This window comes from Bradyrhizobium sp. 192, assembly GCF_023100965.1.
Lineage (GTDB): Bacteria > Pseudomonadota > Alphaproteobacteria > Rhizobiales > Xanthobacteraceae > Bradyrhizobium > Bradyrhizobium symbiodeficiens.
In genome coordinates, this window is sequence record NZ_CP064690.1 from 1841881 (window position 1) to 1867149 (window position 25269).

Annotated in this window: 17 protein-coding genes and 3 pseudogenes; 13 read left to right on the forward strand and 7 right to left on the reverse strand. The window is 58.4% G+C overall.

Annotated elements, in window-relative coordinates:
* Positions 1-97: 97 nt before the first annotated feature.
* The 4 genes from IVB24_RS08490 to IVB24_RS08505 all read right to left on the reverse strand — a co-directional run bounded on the left by IVB24_RS08490 (position 98) and on the right by IVB24_RS08505 (position 4271).
* Complete coding sequence (locus IVB24_RS08490) at positions 98-1705, reverse strand: carboxyl transferase domain-containing protein (RefSeq protein WP_247772628.1); 1608 nt, start codon at positions 1703-1705, stop codon at positions 98-100.
* A 1-nt stretch (position 1706) separates the two neighbouring features.
* Positions 1707-2213 carry a biotin/lipoyl-containing protein gene (locus IVB24_RS08495; RefSeq protein ID WP_247350361.1) on the reverse strand — a complete coding sequence of 169 codons (507 nt, stop codon included), beginning with the start codon at positions 2211-2213 and terminating at the stop codon, positions 1707-1709.
* 1 nt (position 2214) lies between these two features.
* Positions 2215-3675, reverse strand: coding sequence for a biotin carboxylase N-terminal domain-containing protein (locus IVB24_RS08500; protein WP_247350363.1), 1461 nt, complete (start codon positions 3673-3675; stop codon positions 2215-2217).
* Between the two features lie 392 nt (positions 3676-4067).
* Positions 4068-4271: a hypothetical protein gene (locus IVB24_RS08505; RefSeq protein ID WP_247350365.1), complete on the reverse strand. Its 204-nt coding sequence runs from the start codon at positions 4269-4271 to the stop codon at positions 4068-4070.
* A gap of 968 nt (positions 4272-5239) precedes the next feature.
* On the opposite strand from IVB24_RS08505, the gene IVB24_RS08510 reads away from it, so the two are divergent.
* The 7 genes and pseudogenes from IVB24_RS08510 to IVB24_RS08540 form a co-directional block, all read left to right on the forward strand.
* Complete coding sequence (locus tag IVB24_RS08510) at positions 5240-5398, forward strand: hypothetical protein (protein ID WP_247772629.1); 159 nt, start codon at positions 5240-5242, stop codon at positions 5396-5398.
* A 3-nt stretch (positions 5399-5401) separates the two neighbouring features.
* Positions 5402-6697, forward strand: coding sequence for a prolyl oligopeptidase family serine peptidase (locus tag IVB24_RS08515; RefSeq protein WP_247772630.1), 1296 nt, complete (start codon positions 5402-5404; stop codon positions 6695-6697).
* 523 nt (positions 6698-7220) lie between these two features.
* On the forward strand, positions 7221-7598 hold the full coding sequence (locus IVB24_RS08520; RefSeq protein WP_247772631.1) for a hypothetical protein: 378 nt from the start codon (positions 7221-7223) through the stop codon (positions 7596-7598).
* 261 nt (positions 7599-7859) lie between these two features.
* Positions 7860-8856: pseudogene (locus IVB24_RS08525) on the forward strand (IS5 family transposase); the annotation flags it as partial.
* Between the two features lie 188 nt (positions 8857-9044).
* Positions 9045-10582 (forward strand): annotated as a pseudogene (istA, locus tag IVB24_RS08530) (IS21 family transposase).
* A gap of 13 nt (positions 10583-10595) precedes the next feature.
* The gene (gene istB / locus IVB24_RS08535; protein WP_247772632.1) at positions 10596-11339 is read left to right on the forward strand and encodes an IS21-like element helper ATPase IstB; all 744 of its coding nucleotides are present in this window, start codon (positions 10596-10598) and stop codon (positions 11337-11339) included.
* A 265-nt stretch (positions 11340-11604) separates the two neighbouring features.
* Positions 11605-11931: pseudogene (locus IVB24_RS08540) on the forward strand (IS5/IS1182 family transposase); the annotation flags it as partial.
* Between the two features lie 44 nt (positions 11932-11975).
* Here IVB24_RS08540 and IVB24_RS08545 read toward each other — a convergent pair.
* The 3 genes from IVB24_RS08545 to groES all read right to left on the reverse strand — a co-directional run bounded on the left by IVB24_RS08545 (position 11976) and on the right by groES (position 15181).
* Positions 11976-12727 (reverse strand): IS5 family transposase gene (locus tag IVB24_RS08545; protein WP_247772633.1). Its coding sequence is split into 2 segments (ribosomal slippage): positions 11976-12397 and positions 12397-12727, totalling 753 coding nucleotides; the frame shifts between segments, so codons are not numbered across the junction.
* Between the two features lie 404 nt (positions 12728-13131).
* On the reverse strand, positions 13132-14781 hold the full coding sequence (groL, locus tag IVB24_RS08550; protein ID WP_247446165.1) for a chaperonin GroEL: 1650 nt from the start codon (positions 14779-14781) through the stop codon (positions 13132-13134).
* Positions 14782-14866: 85 nt separating this feature from the next.
* Complete coding sequence (gene groES, locus IVB24_RS08555) at positions 14867-15181, reverse strand: co-chaperone GroES (protein ID WP_247350375.1); 315 nt, start codon at positions 15179-15181, stop codon at positions 14867-14869.
* A gap of 1965 nt (positions 15182-17146) precedes the next feature.
* On the opposite strand from groES, the gene IVB24_RS08560 reads away from it, so the two are divergent.
* Genes IVB24_RS08560 through IVB24_RS08585 form a run of 6 tightly spaced genes read left to right on the forward strand, consistent with a single transcriptional unit; the run spans position 17147 to position 25058 of the window.
* Positions 17147-19558 (forward strand): 2-aminoethylphosphonate--pyruvate transaminase, encoded by a 2412-nt coding sequence (locus IVB24_RS08560; RefSeq protein ID WP_247350380.1) that lies wholly within the window; start codon positions 17147-17149, stop codon positions 19556-19558.
* 32 nt (positions 19559-19590) lie between these two features.
* The gene (gene rtxC, locus IVB24_RS08565) at positions 19591-20649 is read left to right on the forward strand and encodes a dhydrorhizobitoxine desaturase (protein WP_247772634.1); all 1059 of its coding nucleotides are present in this window, start codon (positions 19591-19593) and stop codon (positions 20647-20649) included.
* Positions 20646-21479, forward strand: a complete 834-nt coding sequence (locus IVB24_RS08570) for a gamma-glutamyl-gamma-aminobutyrate hydrolase family protein (RefSeq protein ID WP_247772635.1) — start codon at positions 20646-20648, stop codon at positions 21477-21479. Before rtxC ends, IVB24_RS08570 begins: the two co-directional genes overlap by 4 nt.
* Positions 21476-22438, forward strand: coding sequence for a DMT family transporter (locus tag IVB24_RS08575; protein WP_247406596.1), 963 nt, complete (start codon positions 21476-21478; stop codon positions 22436-22438). Before IVB24_RS08570 ends, IVB24_RS08575 begins: the two co-directional genes overlap by 4 nt.
* Entirely contained in the window at positions 22435-23721 is a 1287-nt protein-coding gene (locus tag IVB24_RS08580; protein WP_247772636.1) for an ATP-grasp domain-containing protein, read from the forward strand. The genes IVB24_RS08575 and IVB24_RS08580 overlap by 4 nt, the downstream gene beginning before the upstream one ends.
* Positions 23721-25058: a glutamine synthetase gene (locus IVB24_RS08585; RefSeq protein ID WP_247350392.1), complete on the forward strand. Its 1338-nt coding sequence runs from the start codon at positions 23721-23723 to the stop codon at positions 25056-25058. The genes IVB24_RS08580 and IVB24_RS08585 overlap by 1 nt, the downstream gene beginning before the upstream one ends.
* Positions 25059-25269 lie beyond the last annotated feature (211 nt).

Below are 25269 nucleotides of genomic sequence, written 5' to 3' on the forward strand. Positions count from 1 at the left end.
ACACCAATCTGGCTCATGCCGGGGACAGGACGATCCGTCGATTTGGACTCCGGTTAGAGAGTAGAATCCACTGACACGGACGTTCGACTCCTGCCGGCTACATTCGGAATACGCCATAATGGGGCGCTTCGATGGGAGCATTCAGCGAAGCGCTCAGGGCGATCGCGAGTGCACTTCGGGTATCGACTGGATCAAGAATTCCGTCGTCCCAGATTTCAGAGGTTGCATAGTAGGCGCTCGATCGTTCCCGATACTCGTCGAGAAGGGGACCTCGAATGGCTGCTAGCTCCTGCTCTGCGAGTCGCCCACCATCACGGGCCAGTTGTCTGGCCTTAACATGGGTCAGCACACCTGCCGCTTGCTCGGCGCCCATCGCAGAGATCTGAGACTGCGGCCAGGTGAAGACGAACCGAGGATCGAAAGCACGTCCCGCCATAGCGTAGGTACCTGCTCCGTGCGAGCTGTTGCAAACGACCGTGAATTTTGGGACCGACGCTCCCGAGACGGCCATGATCAGCTTGGCGCCATCCTTGGTTATGCCACGGCGCTCGTATTCGCGGCCGACCATGAAGCCCGTTGTATTCTGCAGGAAGAGCAGGGGCGTCCGGTTCTTGTCGCATAGTTGGATGAAGTGAGCGCCCTTTAGCGCACTTTCGCTGAGCAGCACGCCATTATTTGCAAGAATCCCTATTTGATATCCATGAAGCCGTGCGAAACCGCACAGCAGAGACGTGCCAAAACGCGGCTGGTATTCGTGAAATCGGCTGCCATCGACCATGCGGGCGATGATCTCCCGCATGTCGAACTGCACTCGAGGGTCCTTGGGAATAATGCCGTATAGTTCCGATGCGTCGTAGGCAGGGGGCTCCGGGGCGGCTTGATCAATCGGAGTCTTCGCGGCCCGATGGAATCGGGCAACGATATCACGTGCGATCGCAATAGCGTGCATCTCGGAGCTCGCGGAATAATCGCTCGTGCCCGACACGCTCGTATGCATGTGGGCGCCCCCAAGCTCCTGTGCCGATACGTCTTGACCGGTAGCAGCTTTCACGACTGGAGGGCCACCGAGAAATATAGCTCCCGTATCCTCGACCATAATGCTGAATTCGCTAAGCGCCGGGACGTAGGCCGCTCCCGCTGTGCAATGACCCATTGCGATCGCGACCTGCGGTACTCCCATCTTCGAGAGAATGGATTGGTTACGGAGGATCCGACCCGCGAAGTAGCGATCGGCGAAGAACTCTGCCTGAAAAGGTAGGAATCCTCCGGCGCCGTCGCACAAATGAATCACTGACAGACGATTCTCGATTGCGATGTCCAAGGCCCGCACTATCTTCTTGACAGACAACGGATACCATGCGCCGCCCTTCACGCTTGCGTCATCTGCATGAACCATCACCTCGCGACCCGCGACGATCCCGATGCCGACGACCTGTGCCGCGCCGGGGACTTCGCCGTTATAGGCCTTGTTAGCGGCCAGCGTTGAAAGCTCGAGGAACGGAGTTTTTGGATCGAGCAAGGCGTCGATCCGATCTCGTACAAACAGCTTATTTTGACGTCGAAGGCGCTCGAGCTCCCGCTCGGGCCGCTGAAAGCGGACAGCACGTTGCCGCTCCTTCAACTCGTCAGAAAGCCGCCTGTTGTGGAGCTCGTTTTGACGAAAGTCTTGCGAATTGACATTCGCCCCAGAAGCGATTCGTAGCATTTCAGCGCCCTTCTTTCGATAGCGTAATCAGCACAGCATCCCGCTCGAAGCTCTCCCCTTCTTTGAAATGGATTCCATCGACTACGCCATCCTGTGACGAGCGAATAATCGTCTCCAGCTTCATGCTCTCAATCATCATCAGCGCCGCGCCTGCGGATACCGGTTGACCAGGCGAAACCGCGATCGTAACGACTACTCCCGGCATCGGTGCGCGGGTCATGAGCGAACTTTCCTCTTGGTTCACGCAAGCGAGCGTTCGCAACGGGTCGCGGTAGCGCAAAACGCGCATTATGCCACGGATGTGGACGTGAATCAGATCGCCTTCGATGACGAAGCGGACCCGTTCGGTCTCGCCGGCAACAGTCAGGACACCTGAATTCTCGCCGTATTGAGCGAACGCGACCGGGGAAATGACTTGGTCGCGCAAATGAAGATGATAGGAGCCGGATTGGCAGGGTGAAAGCCATAACTGATGGTCGACGCCATCAACCTCGACGGAGTGATACACGTCAATTTCTCCAATCGCCCAGCGAAGCGTGAAGCGCGGGCACGGCATCGGCCGATTCGCGGACTTGTCGGGTCAGGAGAGCAGCTGATGCGAGGAATGCCGGTAGGCCGGTAGCAGAGTTACCAGCGGCAATGTGCGGGTTTTCCTCCAGATATCCTGTATGAAACTGTCCGCGGACAAACGACTCGTCGGAAAGGATGCGGGCGAGGAAGCTAGCGTTTGTCTCGCAGCCGAGAAGAATGACCCCCTGAATCGCGTGATTGGCTGTGGCGGTGGCCAATGTGCGCGTCGGCGAATGCGCGATGATCTTTGCGAGCATGGGATCAAACGCAGTGGTGATTGGCTGACCCCGCGTGATGCCGCTGTCAATCCGTACCCCGCTCGGATACTCGAGAAGAAGTACTTTGCCGGACGTCGGAACATAGCCTCGTTCGGGGGCTTCAGCGTACAGCCTTAGTTCGATCGCGTGGCCGTTCGAAACGATATCTGACTGAGCAAAACCAAGTTCTCGGCCCGCGGTGGCATAGACCTGTTCGGCGACAAGATCGATGCCGGTGATCATCTCAGTCACGGGATGTTCGACCTGTAGGCGCGTATTCATCTCGAGAAAGTAGAATTCTCCTGCATCGAAAATGAATTCGACGGTTCCTGCGTTTTGATAATTCGCGGCGCGTGCGATACCCACCGCGGTCTCGCAGACGCGTTTCCGTAGTTCTGGCGACAGGGCTGGCGAGGGCGCTTCCTCGATGATCTTCTGGAAGCGGCGTTGCACCGAGCACTCCCGCTCAAACAGATGTACAATGTTCCCAAAAGAGTCGCCGAGTACCTGCACTTCGATATGCCGCGGGTTCTCAATGTAACTTTCGACGTAAAGCCGGTGATCCCCAAAATACCGTTGCCCCTCAGAGCGAGCCTGCTCAATCTCGCCTTCCAGAGCATCGACGTCGCGTACAATCCGCATGCCCTTGCCGCCCGCGCCCCCTGACGGTTTTACCAGCAAAGGGGTTCCAATTGCACGCGCCCTGGAGACGAACGTCGCTGGATCGTCCTCCTCAATTGCAGCTGGCGCCACTGGAAAGCCGTTCGACTGGACGAAGTTGCGGGCCCGAATCTTATCGCCCATCAGTTCAATAGTTTCGGGGGCGGGGCCGATGAACGCAATGCCGGCCTTTATCACGGCCGTGGCGAATTGAGCCTGTTCGGAAAGAAATCCATAACCTGGATGAACAGCGCCGGCGCCCGCCTTGTGAGCGGCGGCGATGATTTGTGCGATGTCCAGATAGGCCGCGATCGGCGTGTGACCGCTGATAAGAATCGCTGTGTCGGCCATGGAGACTGCCGGGCTTCGCGCATCGACCTCGTGGTAGACAACTGCAGAACGAAGGCCCAGCTTTCGCAACGTCTTGATGATGCGGGCGGCGATCTCGCCTCTGTTGGCGATAAGGACTGTATCGAAAGGCATTGTGTACATTCGCATCCAAACAAACAACTCAAACGAGACTTCGAGTCCCGTGGTTTCTTTGGCGGTATCGCCAATGGAGGTCGCGACATTGATGACTCAAGCTCGCCTGCTCGGCTCTGAGACACGCAGTGATGGCGGTGCGATCCGGGGTGTGGGTGCTACGCAGGCGAAATACGTCTTCCATGCAAGATGCTTCGCGTCGGTCGGCAGCTGATCTTGCGCAACCCGCCGACTCGAGGACAGAGATGCCGTTGCACAATAAGAACTACTGCACAGCAGTTGGCTTTGGGACGCAAAAACAAATGCGTTCGTTGTGTGCGCATCACGATATCCTCTTTAGGTCGTTACGTTGTGGTAGTGGTGTTCCTGCGCAAAGGCACAGTATGGCCTGTCTACAGGAAAAACAGGCCGGAACCGTTCAAGTCGTTGGTGGCTGCGGAAGCGTTGCTTTGTATGCTAGAACCGAAGGCTGCGATTTGTTGACGATTTACAATAAGCATGCCGATGTCGTCGTAACGCGTGTTGTCTTGCCGGAATCGCCTCGCAACTTGCTCGATCAGCTCGTCGGGAAACCAGGCAAACTTGCGCGTCGACAAGGCGCTAAGGTCTTCCCGACGAAAAAAAGGCCCGGCCTCATTTTGGAAGCCGGGCGAAGTCAGTCTGGGAGGAGCGACGCTGCTACACATCGCCCGACCGTCGGCAAGGGAGAGTTGCCGCCGGCTCATTTACGGCGAGCGTTCGCCGCAAATTCGAAATACGACAAGATCGTTATGTCATCGCCACACACCCTAGGAGTAGCTTACGTTCGTTTGTCAGAGGTCGCGATCTCATTTCAAGATCGTACAATGTGACGTTACGTGCGAATCAAGGCCTTTCAACGAAATGATCGCACAAATTTGTCCAAGCTCCTGGCTTACGCAGCGCGCCGGCGCAGCGCCTTCACGGGGCAAGCCCCCACCCGTAGATTGCTAAATTTAAAATCGAGCCGCTGATTTGACCTTATTGACGCCGTTCTCAAGTGCTTCGAAGGTAATCTGACGTCACAAACTCGTAGTAAGACTGTGCAAGATTGCCGGTCCGCCGGATAATTTCAGGTGCCGAACACTCGGCCTTCGGCTGTAGCCGCCGCGAACGAAATCCTTCCGTGCGCCAACGCACCGATGCCGAGATCAAGCGCGTGTCGAAAGGCAAATCGCGCCATGCTCGAGACCTTTGATTATGAACGCTTGTCGACCTTGGCGCCCTGTCAGCGTCGGACCACCAGAGACTCGGGAGATCACGACCGCTGTTGCCGGCCGGTAAGACCAACCTCTCCCTGGCACGCCGCATCGATCGGAGGTCGGTGAGTAGCGAACCACCATGGTGGCCGCTCTTAATGAACAACCAAGAGACGTTGCCCTGAGGTTTTTGACGAGAGTTCGACCTGGACACCAACGCCTTCGTCACGACCGGTTTCGCTCTTTCGGAGGGAAAGCAGGCCGTCAGCTGGGTCGACCGCAACGCGGTGCTCATCGCACGAGATTGGGGAGAAGGGACCCTGACGCAGGTTGGCTACCCTTTCGTCTTGAAGGAGCTCAAGCGCGCTCAGCCGCTCGTTCGAGCGCGCGAGGTCTTCCGTGGGGAGCCGACCGATGCCGTGGCGGCGCCCTTCGTGCTGCAGGATAATAAAGGCAAAGTTCATGCGGCCGGCGCCATGCGCGCCATAAGCTTCGTCGAGCAGTAGTATGTGCTCTTTGGGCCCAACGCACCGGTCAAGCTAAACCTGCCAAAGAAAGCAAACATCAGCGGCATCGTCAGCGGCCGCCTGCTCGTGACGCTCGATGAAGACTGGATACTGTCCGGCAGCACCCGCTTTGCGGCCGGCTCGATGATCTCGTATGGCTTGGGCAAATGGAACAAAGATCCGCTGCGCGGGATGCCATCGCTCGTCTTCCAGCCCGAGCCTCGGCGAGCGCTCAGCGGGTTCCCGGTCACCAAGAACTTGTTGATGGCGAGCCCTGACAATGTTCAGAGCAAGGCTTTCATCTACAGGTACGATCAGGGCACTTGGCGGGCCACGCCGATCCCGCCCCCTACGAACGAGAACGTCAGCCTGTCAGCCGCTAGCGAAGAAACGGACGTGGTGCTGTTCACCGTCTCCAACTATTTGGAGCCGACGCCCCTTTGGTACTTCGACGCGGCGAGCGAAGGGCTTGAAATACTGAGGACGATACCTCCGAAGTTCAACCCGTTCAGGCATGTCGCGGAGCAGTTCGAGGCCACTTCGCTCGACGGGACCCGGATTCCCTACTTTCTGGTGCGTCCCAAGAACGCGAGGTTCGGAGCGGAGATCCCAACTCTTCTCAATGGTTATGGCGGATTCCACGCCTCGCTCCTGCCCTCCTGTGCGGGAACGATGGGGCGGCCCTGGCCCGAGCAGGGCAATGCATATGTCGTCGCGAACCTGCGGAGCGGCGGCGAGTTTGGGCCGCGATGGCACGAGGCGGCCCAAGCGGCAACGAAGCAGCGGACATGGGATGATTTCATCGCCTTTGCGGAGGACCTAATTGGCCGGAAGGTCACCTCTCCGCGTCGATTGGGCGTGGTCGGCGGCAGCCAGGGAGATCTGCTGGTGGGCACCGCGACTACTCAGCGCCGAGACCGCTTCAACGCAGCGATCGTGCAGGTGGCGCTGTTCGACATGTTTCGGTTCACCAAGTTAGGCGCAGGCTCCTCCTACATCGGCGAATATGGCGATCCCGCCATCCCGAGCAGCGCGGGTGGATCGAGGCCTACTCACCCTATCAGAAGCTTGTCCCGGGCAAGACCTACCCAGACACCTTCATTCTCACTTCCACCAAGGGCGACCGCGTGCATGCGGCCCACGGCCGCCGCTAGGCTTGCTGCGCTCGGCCAGCCCTATTACTGCTATGAGAATATCGACGGCGGACATAGCGCGGCCGCCAATCTCACGGGATACGCGTGCCGGCTGCACTCGAATACACCTATGCATCCAGGCGGCTTGTGGATTGAGTGCGGTTGACGAGTGAGTTCGCTAAGGTCGCCAGTGCAAATGGCGGCCTGTCAGCATCAGCGCGTTTGGTCGGAGAGATCAGTGACCAGGCCGCATCCGTGTATGTCATGACCCACCACTGCGGGATGTCGTTGTGCTCTATGGCTTCACTCCAGCCATCCCCACGTCCGGCGGGGTGGCTTCGGCTTCGCAAACCTGAATATCTAGAACTCTCACAGCCACAAGAGCTCTCCTTCGTTGCGCTCGAGCATTCGTAATGGTGCGTTAAATCCATCTCGGAGCAGTGGGCGACATGCAGCGGAGAATGCACAAGCCTTCGATCGTCAAGAAGGCGGCGCGCGGCATGAAGTTGTGGACACTTTCCAGCTGCACAGCGCTCAATTAACGCGATCTGTTCTCGGTTACATCAACGTAGCGAGTCGGTTTACGCTGATCACTTGAGCCATGATTGGCATCGTCAGCCGCAGGAAAGTTGCCTGCGGGCTTGCGCTCCGACGGAGAGGTGAATTACGAAATGCAATGGAATCCATTCATGAGCAACATGACAACTCAGATTCATTCGCACGCGGTCGTGTGGATCGACCGCCTCATTGCTAAGATATTCTCCATAGGTTTAACGGGCGTCAGCGCGACGGCCGTACGCGCGCATTTGGCGCCCCAGCGTCTTGATTGCAAAGCGCATACTGGCTCTGCCGACGTGAATGATGATCCGACGTTTGTCGTCAGGGTAGGTCGGGCCCTGAGTAGCTGCACTGATCTGCTGATCATCGGACCGGGAACCGAGAAGACCGAGCTGATGAACTTCCTGAGAGTGAACAGGCCGGATCTCACTCTGCACGTCGAGACAAGTAATCCTCCGACCGACCGGGAAATTGTAGCGGTTGGGCGAAAGATTTTCCGTCTCGATTGAGTTGGCGATGTTCTTCTTCTGATTGTGAACGGTGCAACAGATCGGCCCAAATTAGGAGAGATGAGGATCGCTCTTGCCGGGGACCACCACCTACTCGTCCGTGAAGAGCGGCTAAGGGATTGAGCCAGAATCGCATTTGTCTTTGTGGACTGCTTTGCGATTGCAGGGTTTTGATGCTTGGGGCATCGGGACCTTGCAATTTCATTTTCAGGATTCCGTCGAATGGCCAGTCATGATTCCGTCGTCGCATCGGAGGTGGCGATGCGACCGAAGAAGCACAGGACGACGGGATCGGGCGATCTGTTCCGGGCCAGGCTGGACCACTCATTAATATGAAGCACGAGCTGGTTCAGCTTGCCGGCAAGGTCGATTGGGAGTGGATCGACGGCGAGATCGCGCCGCTCTATAGCGAGAACGGCCGGCCGGGAATCGCGACCCGCTTCATGATCGGGCTACTCCTGCTCAAGCACACTTACGGGCTGCCGATGAGGGGGGGTGCGAGCGTTGGGTCCACGACCCGTATTTCCAGTACTTCACCAGCGAAGAGTTCTTTCAGCACGCGTTCCCGCACGAGCGCTCGGACCTGAGCTATTGGCGCAAGCGGCTGGGCGACAGCTGGAGCCGTTGCTGGCCGAGAGCTTGCGGGTGGCGCACGAGGCCGGTGCGTTACGCAGCCAGGACCTCAAGCGGGTCACGGTCGATACCACCGTGCAGCCGAAGGCCATCACCTTCCCGACCGATGCCAAGCTGCTGCACGCGGCCATCAAGGGGCTCAACCGACTGGCGAGGAAGCACGCGGTCAGGCTGCGGCAGTCCTATCTTCGCATTGCCAAGACCGCGGCAATGATGGCGGGGCGCTACGCCCATGCCAAGCAATTCAAGCGGCATCAGCGGCAGTTGCGCATTCTGCGCAGCCGGCTGGGCCGGATCATCCGCGATATCCGCGCAAGCTCGAAGGTCAGACCGTGCTCGAGAACGCCTTCGCCCTCCCGCTTGGCCGGGCCTTGCAGATCCGCTCGCAGCAGCAGCGCCAGCGCGGCTGGTAGCTCTATCCCTTCCACGCCCCGGAGGTGGAGTGCATCGGCAAGGGCAAAGCAGCCGCCCTTACGAGTTCGGTGTCAAAGCCTCTATCGTCACCAACAACCGCCGTGCTCCCGGTGGCCTGTTCATGCTGCACGCCAGGGCGCTGCCCGATAACCCGTACGACGGTCACACCTTGCGGGCTGTCATCGACCGCACCGAGACGCTCACCGGCTGCGTGTTCCAGCCGATCGTGATCACGGATTCCAGGCCATCGTGATCACCCATTCCAGAGCATCGTGATCACCGTTTCCAGCGGATCGTGATCGCTATTTCCAGCGATCGCGAACCGGGCAATTAGGAGGCGCGCGCCGCTGACAGTCTGCAACCCGGGTAGCTTGGTCTTTTGCCTAACCGCATAGCGAGATGCCGACCGAGAGACTGTCCATGCGCCACATCCGTGAAGTTCTACGCCTACACGACAGCGTCGGCATGTCGCAACGCGCCGTTGCCCGCAGCCTGGGCTTGGCCCAGGGCACGGTCAGCAAGTACCTCAACCGACCCCGCCGCGCCGGTCTGACCTGGCCGCTGCCGCCGGAGCTGGACGACGACGTCCAGCTCGACAACCGCCTGTTTCCGCCGCCTTCTGATCAGCCCAGCGACGAGCGTCCGCATCCAGACTGGGCGCTCTGCATCGCGAGCTGCGGCGCCCGAACGTCACGCTGATGCTGTTGTGGGAGGAGTATTGCGACGCAAACTCCGACAGCTTCAGCTATGCGTGGTTCTGCGAACGCTACAAGGAGTGGACCGGCCGCCTCAAGCCGACCCTGCGCCAGGTCCATGTCGCCGGCGAGAAGCTGTTCGTCGACTATTCCGGCCATACCATGGAGGTGGTTGACGGGCTCAGCGGCGAGGTGCGCAGCATGCAGATCTTCGTCGCCGTGCTCGGCGCCTCGAACTACACCTATGCCGAAGCCAGCTTCAGCCAGAGCTTGCCGGACTGGATCGCCTCGCACGCTCGGGCCTTTGCCTATTTCGGCGGCGTGGCGCGGCAGACGGTGAGCGACAATCTCAAGGCCGGCATCACCCGGGCTTGCTTTCACGAACCGATGGTCAACCGGACGTATGCAGATCTCGCCCGCCATTACCGCACCGTCATCGTCCCGGCGCGACCGTATCGTCCACGCGACAAAGCCAAGGTCGAAGTCGGGGTCCAAATCGTCGGACGATGGATTCTCGCGCGTCTGCGCAACCGCCGATTCTTCTCCCTCGCCGCCCTCAACGAGGCGATCCACGCACTCCTGGTCGAGCTGAACGACCGACCTCTCCGGAGTTGGGGACGAAGTCGGCGCGACCTGTTCGAAGAACTCGATCGTCCGGCGCTCACTCCCTTGCCGGATGAACCGTACCAGTATGCCGAGTGGAAGCGCTGCCGGGTCAACCTCGATTATCACATCGAGATCGCCAAGCATTATTACAGCGTCCCTCACAACCTCGTGCGTCAAGAGGTCGAGACCCGCGTCACCCAAAAGACCGTCGAGAGTTTCCTGCGCGGCAAGCGGGTGGCGTCGCATCTACGCAGCACCTTGCAGCATCGCCCGACGACGATTGCCGAGCATATGCCGAGCTCGCATCGTCGTTATCGCGACTGGACCCATGAGCGTATTCGTTCCGAAGTCGCCAAGGTAGGCCCCGACGTCGACACCCTGGTCGACGTCATCCTGCGGTCGCGACCGCACCCGGAACAGGGCTTCCGCTCCGCCATCGGCATTCTCGGGCTAGTCAAGCGCTATGGCCAGGAGCGCGTCGACGCCGCCTGCGCCCGTGCCCTGCTGCTCAACGCCCGTTCGTACAAATCGGTCGCCGCCATCCTCAAGAACGGCACCGACAGGACCGCTCCGCCCGCCGACGAGACACCCATCCTCTTCCACGCCAACATCCGCGGCCGCAGTTACTACAATTGATCAGGAGATCAGCATGCTCATTCACCCTACCGTCGATCGCTTGCGCGCCCTCGGCCTCACCGCCATGGCCGATAGCCTCACTGAACTGCAGAATAATCCCGAGGCTGCCGGAATGCCGCATGCCGATTGGCTCGGCCTCCTCGTCGATCGCGAGGCCATCGCCCGCGACAACCGTCGCATCACGCGTCGCTTGACCAGCGCCAAGCTCCGTCAAGCCGCCGCCATCGAGAACGTCGACTATCGCACCGCTCGCGGCCTTGACCGTTCGCTCTTCCAGAACCTCGGCACCTGCCAATGGATCCGCGATGCCAACCACCTGGTCATCGTCGGCCCAACCGGCACCGGCAAGTCCTGGCTTGCCTGTGCACTCGGCAACAAGGCCTGCCGCGATGGCTTTTCCGTCCTCTACAAGCGGGCACCCCGCCTGTTCGCAGATCTCGCGCAGGCGCGCGGCGAAGGCCGTCTGGCGCGCCTGATCGCAGCCCTCGAGCGCGTCAATCTCCTCATTCTTGATGACTGGGGACCCGAACCGCTCACCGCCGAGCAGCGCCGTGATCTGCTCGAGATCGTCGACGATCGCTACGACAAGGGATCGCTGTTGATCACGAGTCAGGTGCCCGTGTCGCAATGGCACGATGTCATTGCCGATCCCACCCTCGGCGATGCGATTTTGGATCGCATCATTCACAATGCCCACCGCATCGAACTCAAGGGCGACAGTCTGCGGCGCCAAGCCGGCGAAAAGAAAAGGCCGTGAGCACCTCGCGCACGATCGTCCCGCCGGCCCACAGGTCCCTCCCGCGCGCGTCGCTGCGTCGCTCGTGGGGGCACTCCGCGCCGCGCACGGGGCCCTCCCATGGACCGCCGGAACAATCTTCGAACCAGCCCGCCAGCCTTGACGAGGAGGCCGTTTCCAGCACACATAAACTCGTCAGTCGTGTTCGTCTCCAGTGATCGCCATCATCTGGAATCCGTGATCACCATCGTCTGGAACGCCTGATCACCATCCCTGGAATGCGCACACCGGCTGTGCGATCGAGCGGGCCTATGTCGACAAGGGATACCGCTGCCACGACGCACAAAGTCCCCGCCGAATCTTCATCTCTGGCCAGAAGCGCGGCGTCTTCGGTGTCATCAAGCGCGAGCCGCGCCGCCGCTCCGCCATCGGACACCTGAAGACCGATGGCCACCTCGGCCGCTGCTACCTCAAAGGCCGCGCCGGCGATGCGGCCAACGTCATCCTCTCAGCCGTCGGCCACAACTTCCGCCGCATCCTCGCCTGGCTCAGAGAACTCTTGTGCCTGTTCCTGATTCAGCTCTGGCGCACGCGCGCCCTGTCGGGCCCCGCTCAATTCGGCTTCTTAACGGACGGCCACCTAGGGTCTGTTGGGATTCATCTGGAGTTTATCGCGGCCGCGGCCAGATAGATCATTGAAGTGAAGCTCTGGTCGGTCTTGTCGGCGCGCATTGCGATGCGCTTGAATTCCTTGAGCTTGCCGAAGAAGTTCTCGATGAGATGCCGCCATTTGTACATCTCCTTGTCGATGGCGAGAGGCTGTGCACGGCGCGGATGCTGGGAGATGACGACTTTGGCGCCACGCGCTTCGAGTTCGGCGATGATGACGTTGCTATCGAAGGCCTTATCAGCGATCAGCGCGTTGAAGGCCAATCCCTCGATGAGCGGCGGCACGCCCACCGTATCGAAACGCTGTCCCGGCAGGAGCACGAAGCGCACGAGATTGCCGAGCGCATCGGTGAGCGCCAGAATTTTGGTGGTCATGCCGCCTTTCGAGCGGCCGATCGCCTGGCTTTGCGTCCCCCTTTTGCGCCCTGACCGTGGCGGTGGACCTTGACGATGGTGGCGTCGACCATGGCGTATTCCATGTCGGGATCGTCGGAGATGGCCTCGAACAGCCGCTTCCAGACATCCGCCTTCACCCAGTCGCGAAAGCGCGTGAATGTGCTATTCCAGTGGCCGAACATCGCCGGCAGATCCCGCCAGGGACTGCCGGTTCGGGCGATCCACAGAACGGCCTCGACAAACAGTCGGTTGTCCTTGCCGCTGCGGCCCGGATCTCCCGGCTTGCCAAGACAATGCGGCTCCATCTTCGCCCATTGGGCGTCAGTCAAAACGAATCGGTCCATCCCAAGCTTGAATCACAACCAAGCCCCGATGAGAATCCTGAATCCCAACAGACCCTAGCTCGCGCATCCGTTTACAGCGATGGATAGGCGCCGGAACCGATGCTATTTAAGTCAGTAGCGCCAATGGGTGGCTACCGCGACCGGCGTTCTCAGGTGTTCGCCTTGACCGGCCGCCGACGTTGAGGCCGCAGGGAAAGACTGTGCAGAACGACGATCACCCGCTCGTCCTGCCGGTGACATGCCTACCAGCAGACTCGCAAAACCCCAAGCGGAACGTCTAGCAACTGCTGATCGTCATTTCCGCAGCGCATAGCGCGAGATCAGAACAACGAACTGAAAAAGACGCGAGCAAGAAATGACCCCGGCATTTTTCTGCCGGGGATCGCATTTTTGAGAGAGTTGGATCAGAAGTCCATGCCGCCCATGCCGCCCATGCCGCCGCCCGGCGGCATCGCCGGACCGGAGCCGCCCTTCTTGGGCAGCTCGGCGACCATGGCTTCCGTGGTGATCAGCAGGGCCGCCACGGAGGCAGCGTTCTGAATCGCGGTGCGGACCACCTTGGTCGGGTCGATGATGCCCTTGGAGATCAGGTTGCCGTACTCGCCGGTCTGCGAGTCGAAGCCGTAGGCGTATTGCTCCTTCTCCAGGATCTTGCCGACGATGACCGAGCCGTCTTCACCGGCGTTGATCGCGATCTGGCGAGCGGGCGCGGAGAGCGCCTTGCGGACGATCTCGACGCCGGTCTTCTGGTCGTCGTTCTTGGTGCGCAGACCCTTGAGCTGCTCGGAGGCACGGAGCAGGGCGACGCCGCCGCCCGGGACGATGCCTTCCTCAACCGCGGCGCGGGTCGCATGCATCGCGTCATCAACGCGATCCTTGCGCTCCTTCACCTCGACCTCGGTCGCGCCGCCGACGCGGATCACCGCGACGCCGCCTGCGAGCTTGGCAAGACGCTCCTGGAGCTTCTCACGGTCGTAGTCCGAGGTGGTCTCCTCGATCTGCGCCTTTATCTGGGACACGCGCGCCTCGATGTCGGCCTTCTTGCCGGCGCCGTTGACGATCGTGGTGTTCTCCTTGTCGATCATCACCTTCTTGGCGCGACCGAGCATGTTGAGCGTAACGTTCTCGAGCTTGATGCCGAGATCTTCCGAGATCGCCTGGCCGCCGGTCAGGATCGCGATGTCCTGCAGCATGGCCTTGCGGCGATCACCGAAGCCCGGAGCCTTGACGGCCGCAACCTTCAGGCCGCCACGGAGACGGTTCACGACCAGCGTCGCAAGCGCTTCACCTTCGACGTCCTCGGCGACGATGACCAGCGGCTTGCCGGTCTGCACCACGGCCTCGAGCAGCGGCAGCAGCTCGTTCAGCGAGGAGAGCTTCTTCTCGTTGATGAGGATGTAGGCGTCGTCCATCTCAACGCGCATCTTGTCGGCGTTGGTGACGAAGTAGGGCGAGATGTAGCCGCGGTCGAACTGCATGCCCTCGACGACGTCGAGCTCGGTCTCGAGCGACTTGGCTTCCTCGACGGTGATGACACCCTCGTTGCCGACCTTCTTCATGGCGTCGGCGAGGAACTTGCCGATCTCCGCGTCACCGTTGGCCGAGATGGTGCCGACCTGGGCGATCTCGTCGTTCGAGGTGACCTTCTTCGAGTTCTTGACGAGGTCCGCAACGACGGCTTCGACCGCGAGGTCGATACCGCGCTTCAGATCCATCGGGTTCATGCCGGCGGCAACCGATTTGGCGCCCTCACGAACGATCGCAGCCGCGAGAACGGTTGCGGTGGTGGTGCCGTCGCCGGCCGCATCGGCGGACTTGGAGGCGACTTCGCGCACCATCTGCGCGCCCATGTTCTCGAACTTGTCCTCGAGCTCGATCTCCTTGGCGACGGTGACGCCGTCCTTGGTGATGCGGGGTGCGCCGAACGACTTGTCGAGCACAACGTTGCGGCCCTTCGGGCCGAGCGTGACCTTCACCGCGTTGGCGAGGATGTCGACGCCGCGCAGCATCTTGTCGCGTGCATCGACGCCGAATTTGACTTCTTTAGCTGACATGTGAGTTTTCCTGAATGTTTTACTTGGTCTCACCCTTGGCGACGCCCAGCAGGCGCTCCTCAGGATGAGCGGTGCGAGCGATGGTTTAGGCGGCCTTCTTCTTGGCGGACACGTCGGTGAGAACGCCCAGGATGTCGCTCTCTTTCATGATCAACAGCTCCTGGCCGTCGATCTTGACCTCGGTGCCTGACCACTTGCCGAACAGGACGCGGTCGCCGACCAGGACGTCGATCGGGATCAGCTTGCCGCTCTCGTCGCGGCCGCCGGGGCCGACGGCGATGACTTCACCTTGCGAAGGCTTTTCCTTGGCAGTGTCCGGAATGATGATGCCGCCAGCGGTCTTTTCTTCTGCGTCAATGCGCTTGACCACGACGCGGTCGTGAAGCGGACGGAATTCCATGCAGATCTCCTAAGCATTTACTTCAGTTGAAGATTTCCCGATTGCTAGCAATCGTGGCCGGCGAGTGCCAATGCAGGCGCAGCTGAAATAGGACCGATTTTTTGGGGAACAAGTGTTTGTAGCAGGAAAAATCCGGTGGGCGCGCGGGATCTCTGTGGGGGCTGCCCCAGATCACTTTGTCCGCTTGCCGCCGAGCACCCGACCTTCTTCTGATTGAGTCGTACGGCTCTGTCTCTCAGCCCGATGTAGCCTAACAGTTCAATTCCTCTGCCCTAAATTCGAGCTGGTAAAGGCCCGCCGATCTGGTGCCGGTTCAAGTGCGGATCGTCGGCTGACTTCGTTCTAAGATTGGGATGCGTTTAGAACCTGACGCAGAGGTCGCGAATTGGGGGGTATCGCTCCGCTTGATCGATGATCCGATACTCAGCAACTCGAGGCGAGGCAACGCCGGCTGCGAGAGCTAGCGCAGAAATGTGCTCAGATCGTTCGGCACCTGGTCCAGTTTCAGATCACCTTTGCGCGGCGAAGGCTGCTGGACGGATCGCCCGTGCTCCAGACAGCGAGCGCGCCGATGTCCCGGTTTGCGCGAAAGGACCTCTGCCCGCATCGCGACAGCTCTATATGCGCGAACAGCTCGCCGAACTGTCCCGCGACCATGGCCTGGCCGACGCGTTCAACTAAATCCTGAAGCGATGGGCGAGCTGTGAAGACGCCGGTGGCGGCGTGCTGATCAATACCGGAGCCAGCGTAGGTGTGATCTCGACAGGAACAAGAGCTGGCACAAAATCTCCGCCCGGTCGCCCCTGGTGCGCTTGTCGACCTGGTGAACAGCAGGCTGTAAGCCACCGCGTACCGGCGCGCGAGGCCGCAGACCGTCTCGTCAGCCTGCAAATGGCGAACCTGCTCGTCGCAGCTCCGTCGCCACCGACGTTCGGCGCCCTATCGCTACGTGACCTCAAAGCTAGACTTAAGATCAAATACTCGGCCGCCTCTCAAACTACACAACACGGCCGCCGCCGGCGCCGCCGGAGGGATACGGACTCCGAAACTAGTCAGGTGATCTAAGTTCGCCCCAGGTCCGCCAGGCCTTGTGGCAGAGCCGTCTGGTCTGCGGATTTAGTCGGCGTGAAGTGGATATGATATTGCGGGCCCTAACGACGCAGTCGGGCGGCTCTTATACCTGCGGTCACGACAAGCGCTCTCCTTCAAGAAGCCCCAGCGGTCATTTGCCTGCCTTGTGCGTCGAGCGCGTCTTTAAGTTTGGAGCTTGATGGGATTCATCTTGGACATCGTGCACATACTGTGGCGCCTCGGATTACATGCGACACAGCCGCATCGTCCGAAAAGTTTCGCACGATAAGCTATCGGAGGGGCTTGAATCGCACCTTACGTCAAGATGTAACCTGTCGAAATGGGCGGTGACAGACTTCAGCACCCGAAGCCGTCCCAACGAGTAACATAGAGTGCGAATGTCCCAATCCTAGGCTCACGGAAGGCGAGCCCGGTCATCGACGACTGTCGTGAAGCTCCCCTGTCTCTGGGTCATAGCAACGCGCGTCTGACAGATGCGCTTGGCTCACCGTCGGATCGTAAGACGCCGCTCGCACGTAAGTAGAGCGGCTGACTTGCCTGTGAGCGACGCAAGATGGTGGCCCTCAAGCCTGCATCTCAATGCCAGAAGGAAGCTGATGCTTCGTGGCAACTGCGAACGGCTACGTGGTGCGGTACCGGACATCTGCGGGCTTTACGCAGATCGTTCCGGAATCCGCGACTAGGCTCAAGGGTCTCGTTCATTCGGGTTTCGGTCGTCTTCACGCGAAACACATCGTGTGACTCTGTCGAACTGCGATGGGCACTACATAAGGGGATCGTGTGACGAGACAACTAACCGGAGGTAGTGTGACAACACAACGTGCTTTGCTGACGCCTGGGCCAATGTCGTTATCGTCGGCAGTGAAGGCCGAGATGCAACTCGACCTCGCATCGCGCGATTGCGAGTTCAAGAAAGTGACCGCTCGCATGAGGCAGCTGATGCTCAATGTGTCGGGCAATGCGGAAGGCTATTCGGTCGTTCCTATCCAGGGTGGCGGCTCCTTTGGAATGGAAGCTGCTCTCTCTTCATTTGTCGCCCAGACCGACCGGCCGCTTGTTTGCATAAACGGCATTTATGGCGAGCGCATTCTCAAAATTCTGCGGCTGTGGGGCGTCCAAGCGGTGAATCTTATCAAGGGAGCCACCGAACCGTTGGACCCCGAGGAAGTCATCGAGCGTTTGAACCGAGATCCAGGTATCACGCACGTATGCTTGGTCCACTGCGAGACTACGACCGGGATTGTGAATCCGCTCGAAGCGATCATAGAAGGAGCAAGGCAGCGTGGTGTAAAGACTATCGTCGACGCAATGAGTTCTTTCGGCGGCGTCGACATCGACCTAGGCCGAGGCGGGCCAGACGTCTTGGTTACGTCGAGCAACAAGTGCGTCGAAGGTCCGCCAGGGCTGGCTTTCGTTATTGCCTCTCGCGAGCTTCTTGAGAATGCAGTTCAAGAGCCAAGATCGTTTGTGCTCGACGTGAGAGATCAATGGCGCTCGCTTGAGCGCACTGGTGAATGGCGATCGACCCCACCAACGCATATCGTGCAGGCAGTCACAAAGGCATTGGAGGTCCTGAGCATCGAAGGCATTGATGCCAGGCGCCGCAGGTATGAGAAGATAAGAGGCAGCGTCATAAAAGAGCTGGAAGGAGTGGCGTCCCCACTGCTTCCAGCGAACCTCCAGTCGCCGGTTTGCGTGGCGTTCACCGCGCCAGCTGACATCTCCGACCAGGTAGCGTTTGACTGCCTATATCGGCACCTGGCAGCCCATAACCTCTACGTCTACTCTAAACTGCATCTTCCTACCCGCAGTTTTCGGATCGGCTGTATTGGCGAGATTCAATCCAATTGGATTGAGCAGTTGGGCTGTGCCTTTCGCACATACTTCCGCTCCGGTGAGACTCTGACCGTGGGACCAGTGTCAGCCCAGGAAACACGCGAGAGCCCTACAGAGATATCGCGCCCAATGGCGAGCATCGCGCGGCATTCATATTCGATCGAAACTGCTGTTCTGCACGCAGGATACCGTCGTGATCCGGTGACGAAAGCTGTGGCAGTGCCGATCTACCAGAATACGGCCTATGAGCTCGACGGTAATTTGAGCCATATTGCTGACGTCTATAACGTGAAGGCTGATGGTTTCACATACACTCGCATCATCAATCCGACGACCCGGGCGCTGGAAAAAAGGTACGCCGCCGTCGACATGGGAAGCGACTCGCTGGCCGTTGCATCAGGTCAAGCGGCGACGTTTCTTGCGATCGTAAACTTATCAAGCGGTGAGGTGGGAGATAACGTCGTCGCTTCTCCGTATCTATACGGCAATACCTGGAATCTGCTCCACAACACGTTGAAGCGTCTTGGTATCAACGTAAGGACGGCAGACCCTCGAAACCCCGAGACCTTCGAACGCGCCATTGATGATCGCACGATATGTCTGTTCGGGGAGGTCATCTCCAATCCCTGTCTGATTCCGCTTCCTGTCCAGCAGCTGGCGGAGATCGGCAGGAGGCACGGCGTCCCCTTGGTTGTGGACAATACGACAACCCCCCTGGTTTGCCAGCCGTCAGCTCTCGGCGCCGCGATTACGACGTACTCTGCCACGAAATACATTTGCGGTCATGGGACGACGCTCGGCGGACTGATCGTCGACAACTGTGGGTTCGACTACCAGGGAAGATCTCGCTTCCCACTGTTCAATAGTCCGGATGATGCGCACGGCGGGATCATCTGGCGTAACGCCTTGGCGGAGCTCGAGGACCTCGGAAAGAGCGAATATCTTCTCAAGGCCCGTATGACGTGGTTGCGCGATACTGGCGCGGCCATCGCCCCCTTTGCGAGCTTTCAACTCATTCAGGGACTTGAAACGCTGCCTCTTCGCATGAGGCAGCACTGTGAAAACGCCAGGATTGTAGCCAACGTTCTGAAGGAACATCCGAAAGTGTGCCGTGTCTTCTACCCGAGCCTCTTTGAGGGAGCTGACCGAGAAATCATCGATCAGACACTTAATACCGGGTATGGGCACGGGGCGATGATCATGTTTGAGGTGGAGAACGAGCAAGCCGGACGCAAGTTCATCCAGAACGTCGAGCTGATGTATCACGTGTCGAATGTGGGGGACGCCCGCACGCTGGTAACCCATCCTGTCTCTACGACCCACACCACCGTCCCACGGGAAAAGCGCGAAGCAGCCGGCATATTTGGTGGCTCCATCCGGCTTTGCGTCGGCATTGAAGATGTTAGCGACATCATCAAGGACTTGGAAAAAGCGCTTTCCGCAATCTGACAACCTGAAAGCCGATCAAGCAAGGGGTTCTCATGAAACACGCAGATACTTGGAAATTGAGGTCGTCACGTTTTGAGGCGGTTCAATTTGGCCGCGAGATCAACCAGCAGCTCTCCGCGCTGAGGCCTGACAACGTGACGGGAGCTGCTTACATCGCGAAAGACTACGCTGTGATCGCAGCTTGCGTGCTGGCGACGGTTCATGTGTCATGGTGGTTATATCCCCTCGCAGTTCTGTTAATTGGCGCCTACCAGCGTGGATTGACGACAATCGCTCACGATGCGGCTCACCGCACCCTCGCGAGCAACACGACCTGGAATTATATGCTGGGCATTTTGTTCGCGTCCTATCCTTTGTTCCAGCGCCACTGGGCATATCGGATTTCACACGTCTACCTGCATCACCCGAATCTCGGCGATCCGGAGAAGGATCCCGACTTGAAGTTCTTCTTGGCCAGCGGCGTTTACGATGTTGTGCCGCCTAAGCAGTACGCCTTCAACATCATCTGGAAGCCGATACTGGGTGGCGCGACAGTCGCGTATCTGAAGTACCTTTGGACCAATCGGTTTTCGATCACGGATGTCGAGGACCAGAGCCGGTCGGGAATCCTCATCGACAAGTATGGCTTCTATCTCTTTTGGACGCTCATATTCGGTGGGTCATACCTTCTTGGACTGCTCCACGTCGTAGTCCTGTTTTGGATCGTGCCCTATCTCACCACGTTTCAAGCTCTCGGCTGGTTTATCGAGCTCGCCGAGCACTCACCTATGTGCGAGACCGAGACAACGAATGTCTACCTGACCCGGAATAGAAAGGGGAATTTTATCGAGCGAGCAATTGTCGGTCAGAATCTGGATGAATACCACCTTGAGCACCATCTATCGCCCGGCATTCCTTTCTGGCTCCTGCGCAAAGCTCAGAAAATTCGAATGCAGGATCCTCATTACGCAAGTGTTGCCGCAACCTGGGGAGGGCTCTTCGTCAAGGGCCCTCAAGGTCAACCCAGCGTAATTGCCCAGTTGAAGGAGCGAAATCGATGCTTGTATGAGCAGTCTCTGGCCAGTCCCGTGGCGAAGGAGGAGTTGGCTTGATATCGCGGCTAACAGAGTCGGTCCGGGCCGTGGTGGGCGTGACCTCAAACCGCCTTTTGGCCGATGGCGTACACCGCGACTGGTTGCGGCGGAAATATGTTCAAGCCCTCGTTCGCTATGCGGGCGTGGCTTGCGTGATATTGCCAACGATCGATGCCGACGATGCGGAAGGCGACAGTGATCTGTCGATCATGGGCAGGCTCGACGGTCTGATTTTGACAGGTGATGAATCGAATATCGATCCTGCCATCTTCAGTTGGTCCGCTTCGCGCAGACCGAAACTGACAGGCCAGGCGGACGTTGAAGCTGGCGTGAGGGACCGTCCTCGTGACAGGCTGTCCGCGGGCGCAATCGAGAAGGCGGTTGCCCTTGGGATGCCGATACTTGGCATCTGCCGTGGGCTTCAGGAGCTTAACCTCTATTTTGGCGGCACGCTTCACCCGTCGTTGTCCGAATGGAGGCTGGAAAGCGGACAGATGCACGCTGAGAAGGCGGGGCTGCCGAGGGATCGCCAGTACGATATAGCGCACAGCGTGAAATTATGTCCTGACGGCGTTCTCCTTGCTATCGCGGGCGCGATCGAAGCGCACGTTAACTCCTTGCACAATCAAGGCATAGAACGGCTTGGGGCTGCGCTGAAACCGGAGGCCTGGGCGTCCGACGGTCTGATCGAAGCGGCTTCCGTAATAGGCGCACCGACGCTGCAGATCGGCGTGCAGTGGCACCCCGAATGGCACGTCGAAACTGATTCCCTGAGCAAGCAGCTTTTCAATGCATTTGGAGAGGCGTGTGTCACGTATCGCCTAAGAAGTGATAGGGGCGTAGCGTGAAGTTTCGATCGAAATGGGGCCCTTTGGGATTGAAAGAAGAAGAGCCTCTCGACAGGCCGAGCAGACAATTCGCCGCAGGAGTGCTCTTTATTGCCCTCTACGTTGTCGTTAGCGCGGCAGGTGAAGTCTTTGCGGCGTCATATTTTCAGCAAGCGAACGTGTGGGTCACTCTCCTGTTCTCCTTTGGTATCGTAAGTATGACGTTCAACATTTTGGCTCGCCGCGAAGGCATTGGAGCGAAGGTCACGAAGTCGTCGATGCTAGCTTTTGTGTCGCTCAATTGCGTTACCGCGATAAGCTGGGTCGGTTTGTTTATTGGACTGAAGTACGCCGAGCCAGCTATAGTCGTCACGTTCATGGTCGCATTGGGACCTACAGCGACAGCATGGTTGAACGCACTGATCAGGAGACAGGGGCGTCCTCCGAAGTCAGATATCGCCGTGAGCGTTCTGATTGCGGCCATTGGTGTTTACATGGTCTGGATCGCGGCAAGCGGCAACGCTGGGATCGAATGGGGATCTCGCTCATCCTTTGGTATCTTCCTGGCGATCGCAGCTGGGCTGTCCCTTTCGCTTACCAGTATCCTTGTGAAACTGCTGTTCGACCGTGGATTATCTGGTCGACAAGTGCTGGCCCATCGCTTCTATGGAGCAATCCTCTTGCTGCTAGCACTCAGCGATCCTTCCTCCATCTTACGAGAGATCTCACAGCATTGGCTTGCGATCATAGTGATTGCACTCTCGACGATCATTGTTCCCTTGCTCCTTGTGCAGGAGGGCATTCGCCGCGTAGAGCCATTTACGGCAAACATGGTCTTGTCCACGGCACCTGTCATTACGTTTCTTTTCCAGTATTTCGATACTCGTATCGTGCCTTCTTTATATACGTTTGTTGGAAACGTTCTCATTACGGCTGTCGCCGTGGCTAACGTCTACTTGCAGTATCGGAGATCGGCATGAAGGAACGGAATTGTGTAATTGTCGACGCATACTCGACAGGCCGATATCTGCCGGAAGAGTTCAAGCGCTACGGAATTAGGACCGTGCATGCGATGTCGAATGCACGAATCCCACCAATCTTCCAATCGCACTTTAACGTCGACATCTATGATGAAATCATCCAGCCAGACGAGCGAATGCCTGAGGAGGAGGTCGTTGAATTTCATTTGAAGGCTCTCCGAGGTAGGGAGTTGGAATTCATCATAGCGGGTTGTGAGTCAGGAGTTGAAGTGGCCGATTCCTTGTCCGAGCGGCTCGGACTACCTTCAAATGGAACCGCGTTGTCCGCTGCAAGACGTGACAAATCGCGCTTGGCTGACGCTTTGAGCTCTGCAGGAGTGCGATCGATCAGACAAGTTGTGTCCGAGGATGCGGAGGACGTCATAAGTTGGATGCGTCAACAGCGCTACGACGAAATCGTGATCAAGCCCTTGAACAGCGCAGGTACGGAGGACGTGTTCTTTTGCGCGACCGAGGCTGATGTTCGCAGAGCTGTGCATGTTATTGTCGGCAAGGCCAATTGCCTCGGAGCGATAAATCGTTCTGTTCTTGGTCAGGAGAAGATAAACGGCAAACAATACACCGTAAACGCTGTCTCGATCGACGGAGAAATCTTCGTCACGGAGGTGTGGACTTATGACACCGTTGCCATCAAGGGCGCGGCATCGGTCTGCGCGCTCGAGCAGTTGCTGGGAGGTGACGAAGAAGTTGTTCAAGAGCTGTCCGATTACTTGGTGCCGGCGCTAAGGGCGCTTGAGATGGTCAACGGACCTGCTCATGCCGAAATTATCATCGATCATAAGGGGCCGGTTCTGGTGGATCTTGGAGCGAGGCTTCAGGGGACAATGTCGGCAAAAGCCCGGACCATGGCTTTGGGTCACAATCATATAACACTGACGGCGTGGCGCTACGCAGATCCTATCGGTTTTACTGCTCATATGAGACGACGCGGGCCTTACACGCGCCTTGCGCACGCATTGTGCGTCTCACTCATCTCCGATATCGACGGTGTTGTTGGCGGTTATCCCGGACTGGACGCAATCCGCAAGCTGCCCAGCTTCGCAGATTCGATAGCGTTTGTTCCGATAGGTCAAAATCTGGTCCCGACGACCGACTTAGCTTCGACGCCGGGTATTGTGTATCTCGTGAGCAACAACTTGACTGAGCTTTATGAGGATTATCGAAAGCTGCGAGCAATGCGTATGGACGAGGTATTCGGATTGACGGCGCAGGGTCAGGAGTGATGGCAAGCGAAATACAGGTGGCTGGCGCGGACGAGGCGCGTAAGGCATTGATTGGAGTATGCGACTTTGACGGCATTCTTCGCGGCAAGCACGTATTTGCTGACGATATCTCGGACGAAGGCCGGACAATCAAGTTCTCCGAAGCCGTGCTCGGCTGGGATTGTTCGGACCGAGTGATACCTGCGAATTTCGGGCACGAGGCGCCATCGATCTTCGGAGACGCCAACCTGCGTGTTCTGTCAGGCACAGCGCGTCCGGTGTCTAATCGTCATGATCGGTATCTTTACCTCGCAGAGTTTGCAGGTGGCCATGAGAGCATCTGCCCGCGTGGTGTTTTGCGGAAGGTCTTACGAAGAGCTGCTGACCACGGATACAGTTGCGCTGCTGGATTTGAGTTCGAGTTTATGCTGTTTAATGAGAGCGCCGAGACAATTGAGAAAAAGCCTTATAATCAATGGGTCCCCCTGACGAGGGGCCCTTTTGGCTATTCAGTAGCGCGCACACTTGCCAGTAATGAGCTATTCGAAGAAATTCTGGCGCTTTGTGAGAATGCTAGATTGCCGCTCAGCGGGCTCCACTTTGAAACCGGCCCTGGGGCGATTGAGGCATCGCTTCGTCATTGTGATGCCCTGGAGGCTTCGGATCGAGCAGTCGTATTCAAGTCGATGTTGAAATCCTGGGCTCAGAAGCGGGGTATGATGGCAACGTTTATGGCGAAGGTTTCCGAGAATTGGCCGGGACAGTCGGGACATATTCACATTTCAATGTCGTCAAATGGTCAAAATGCATTTTACGAAAGCGAGGCAAGCCGCAACATCTCAAGAACTATGAGCCAATTCCTCGCCGGACAGCTGAAATATATGAACGACTTTTGTGTACTCGCTGCGCCCAACGTGAACAGCTATAAGAGGCTGCGGCCAGGCTACTGGGCTCCAACCTGTCCTAGCTGGGGAGTTGACAATCGTTCGTGTGCGGTGCGGGTCATTCCGGGAGACAAGTCTGCACACCGCCTCGAGTACAGATTGAGTGGCGCAGATGTGAACCCCTATCTCGCTCTCGCATGTGCTATCGGCTCCGGTATTCTGGGGATTGAAGAGAATGCTGGGTTGGCAGCTCCAACTGTGGGTGATGCAAGCGAGGAAAAACATCCTCCGTTCGAACGGCTTCCCCAAGACTTATCTGAGGCCACATCCCGGTTTGAACAATCTCCAAAGGCGATGGACGTTTTTGGCGAAAGGTTTGTTGAAGCGTTCTCCCGTTCCCGGCGATGGGAGTGGGAAGCCGTTCAACATCGAGTCTCCGACTGTGAACGCCAGCGGTACTTCGAAGCGATTTAGCAGGTATGCCGGTCGTTCGTCCGAACCGCGGTTGATGTTGGGGCTATCACGTGAGACGCGAGTGAGGCTGGCATTGTGGTTGAATCAAACGCAAGCTAGCGAGGGTTCGAAGCATTCGAGCGTCGCCATCACTATGATGGCGCTTGACCCACTTTGGCCGGATGCCCGGGTCGCGTGCTTTGAAAGAGGCGCGCGTCGCGCCAGGGATCCA

Excerpts from the sequence above, each read along its gene's own strand:
- IVB24_RS08490 (WP_247772628.1), bottom strand. The coding sequence starts at position 1,705 with ATGCTACGAATCGCTTCTGGGGCGAATGTCAATTCGCAAGACTTTCGT.
- IVB24_RS08500 (WP_247350363.1), bottom strand. The coding sequence starts at position 3,675 with ATGCCTTTCGATACAGTCCTTATCGCCAACAGAGGCGAGATCGCCGCC.
- IVB24_RS08520 (WP_247772631.1), top strand. The coding sequence starts at position 7,221 with ATGAGCAACATGACAACTCAGATTCATTCGCACGCGGTCGTGTGGATC.
- istB (WP_247772632.1), top strand. The coding sequence starts at position 10,596 with ATGCTCATTCACCCTACCGTCGATCGCTTGCGCGCCCTCGGCCTCACC.
- groL (WP_247446165.1), bottom strand. The coding sequence starts at position 14,781 with ATGTCAGCTAAAGAAGTCAAATTCGGCGTCGATGCACGCGACAAGATG.
- groES (WP_247350375.1), bottom strand. The coding sequence starts at position 15,181 with ATGGAATTCCGTCCGCTTCACGACCGCGTCGTGGTCAAGCGCATTGAC.
- IVB24_RS08560 (WP_247350380.1), top strand. The coding sequence starts at position 17,147 with ATGCAACTCGACCTCGCATCGCGCGATTGCGAGTTCAAGAAAGTGACC.
- rtxC (WP_247772634.1), top strand. The coding sequence starts at position 19,591 with ATGAAACACGCAGATACTTGGAAATTGAGGTCGTCACGTTTTGAGGCG.
- IVB24_RS08580 (WP_247772636.1), top strand. The coding sequence starts at position 22,435 with ATGAAGGAACGGAATTGTGTAATTGTCGACGCATACTCGACAGGCCGA.
- IVB24_RS08585 (WP_247350392.1), top strand. The coding sequence starts at position 23,721 with ATGGCAAGCGAAATACAGGTGGCTGGCGCGGACGAGGCGCGTAAGGCA.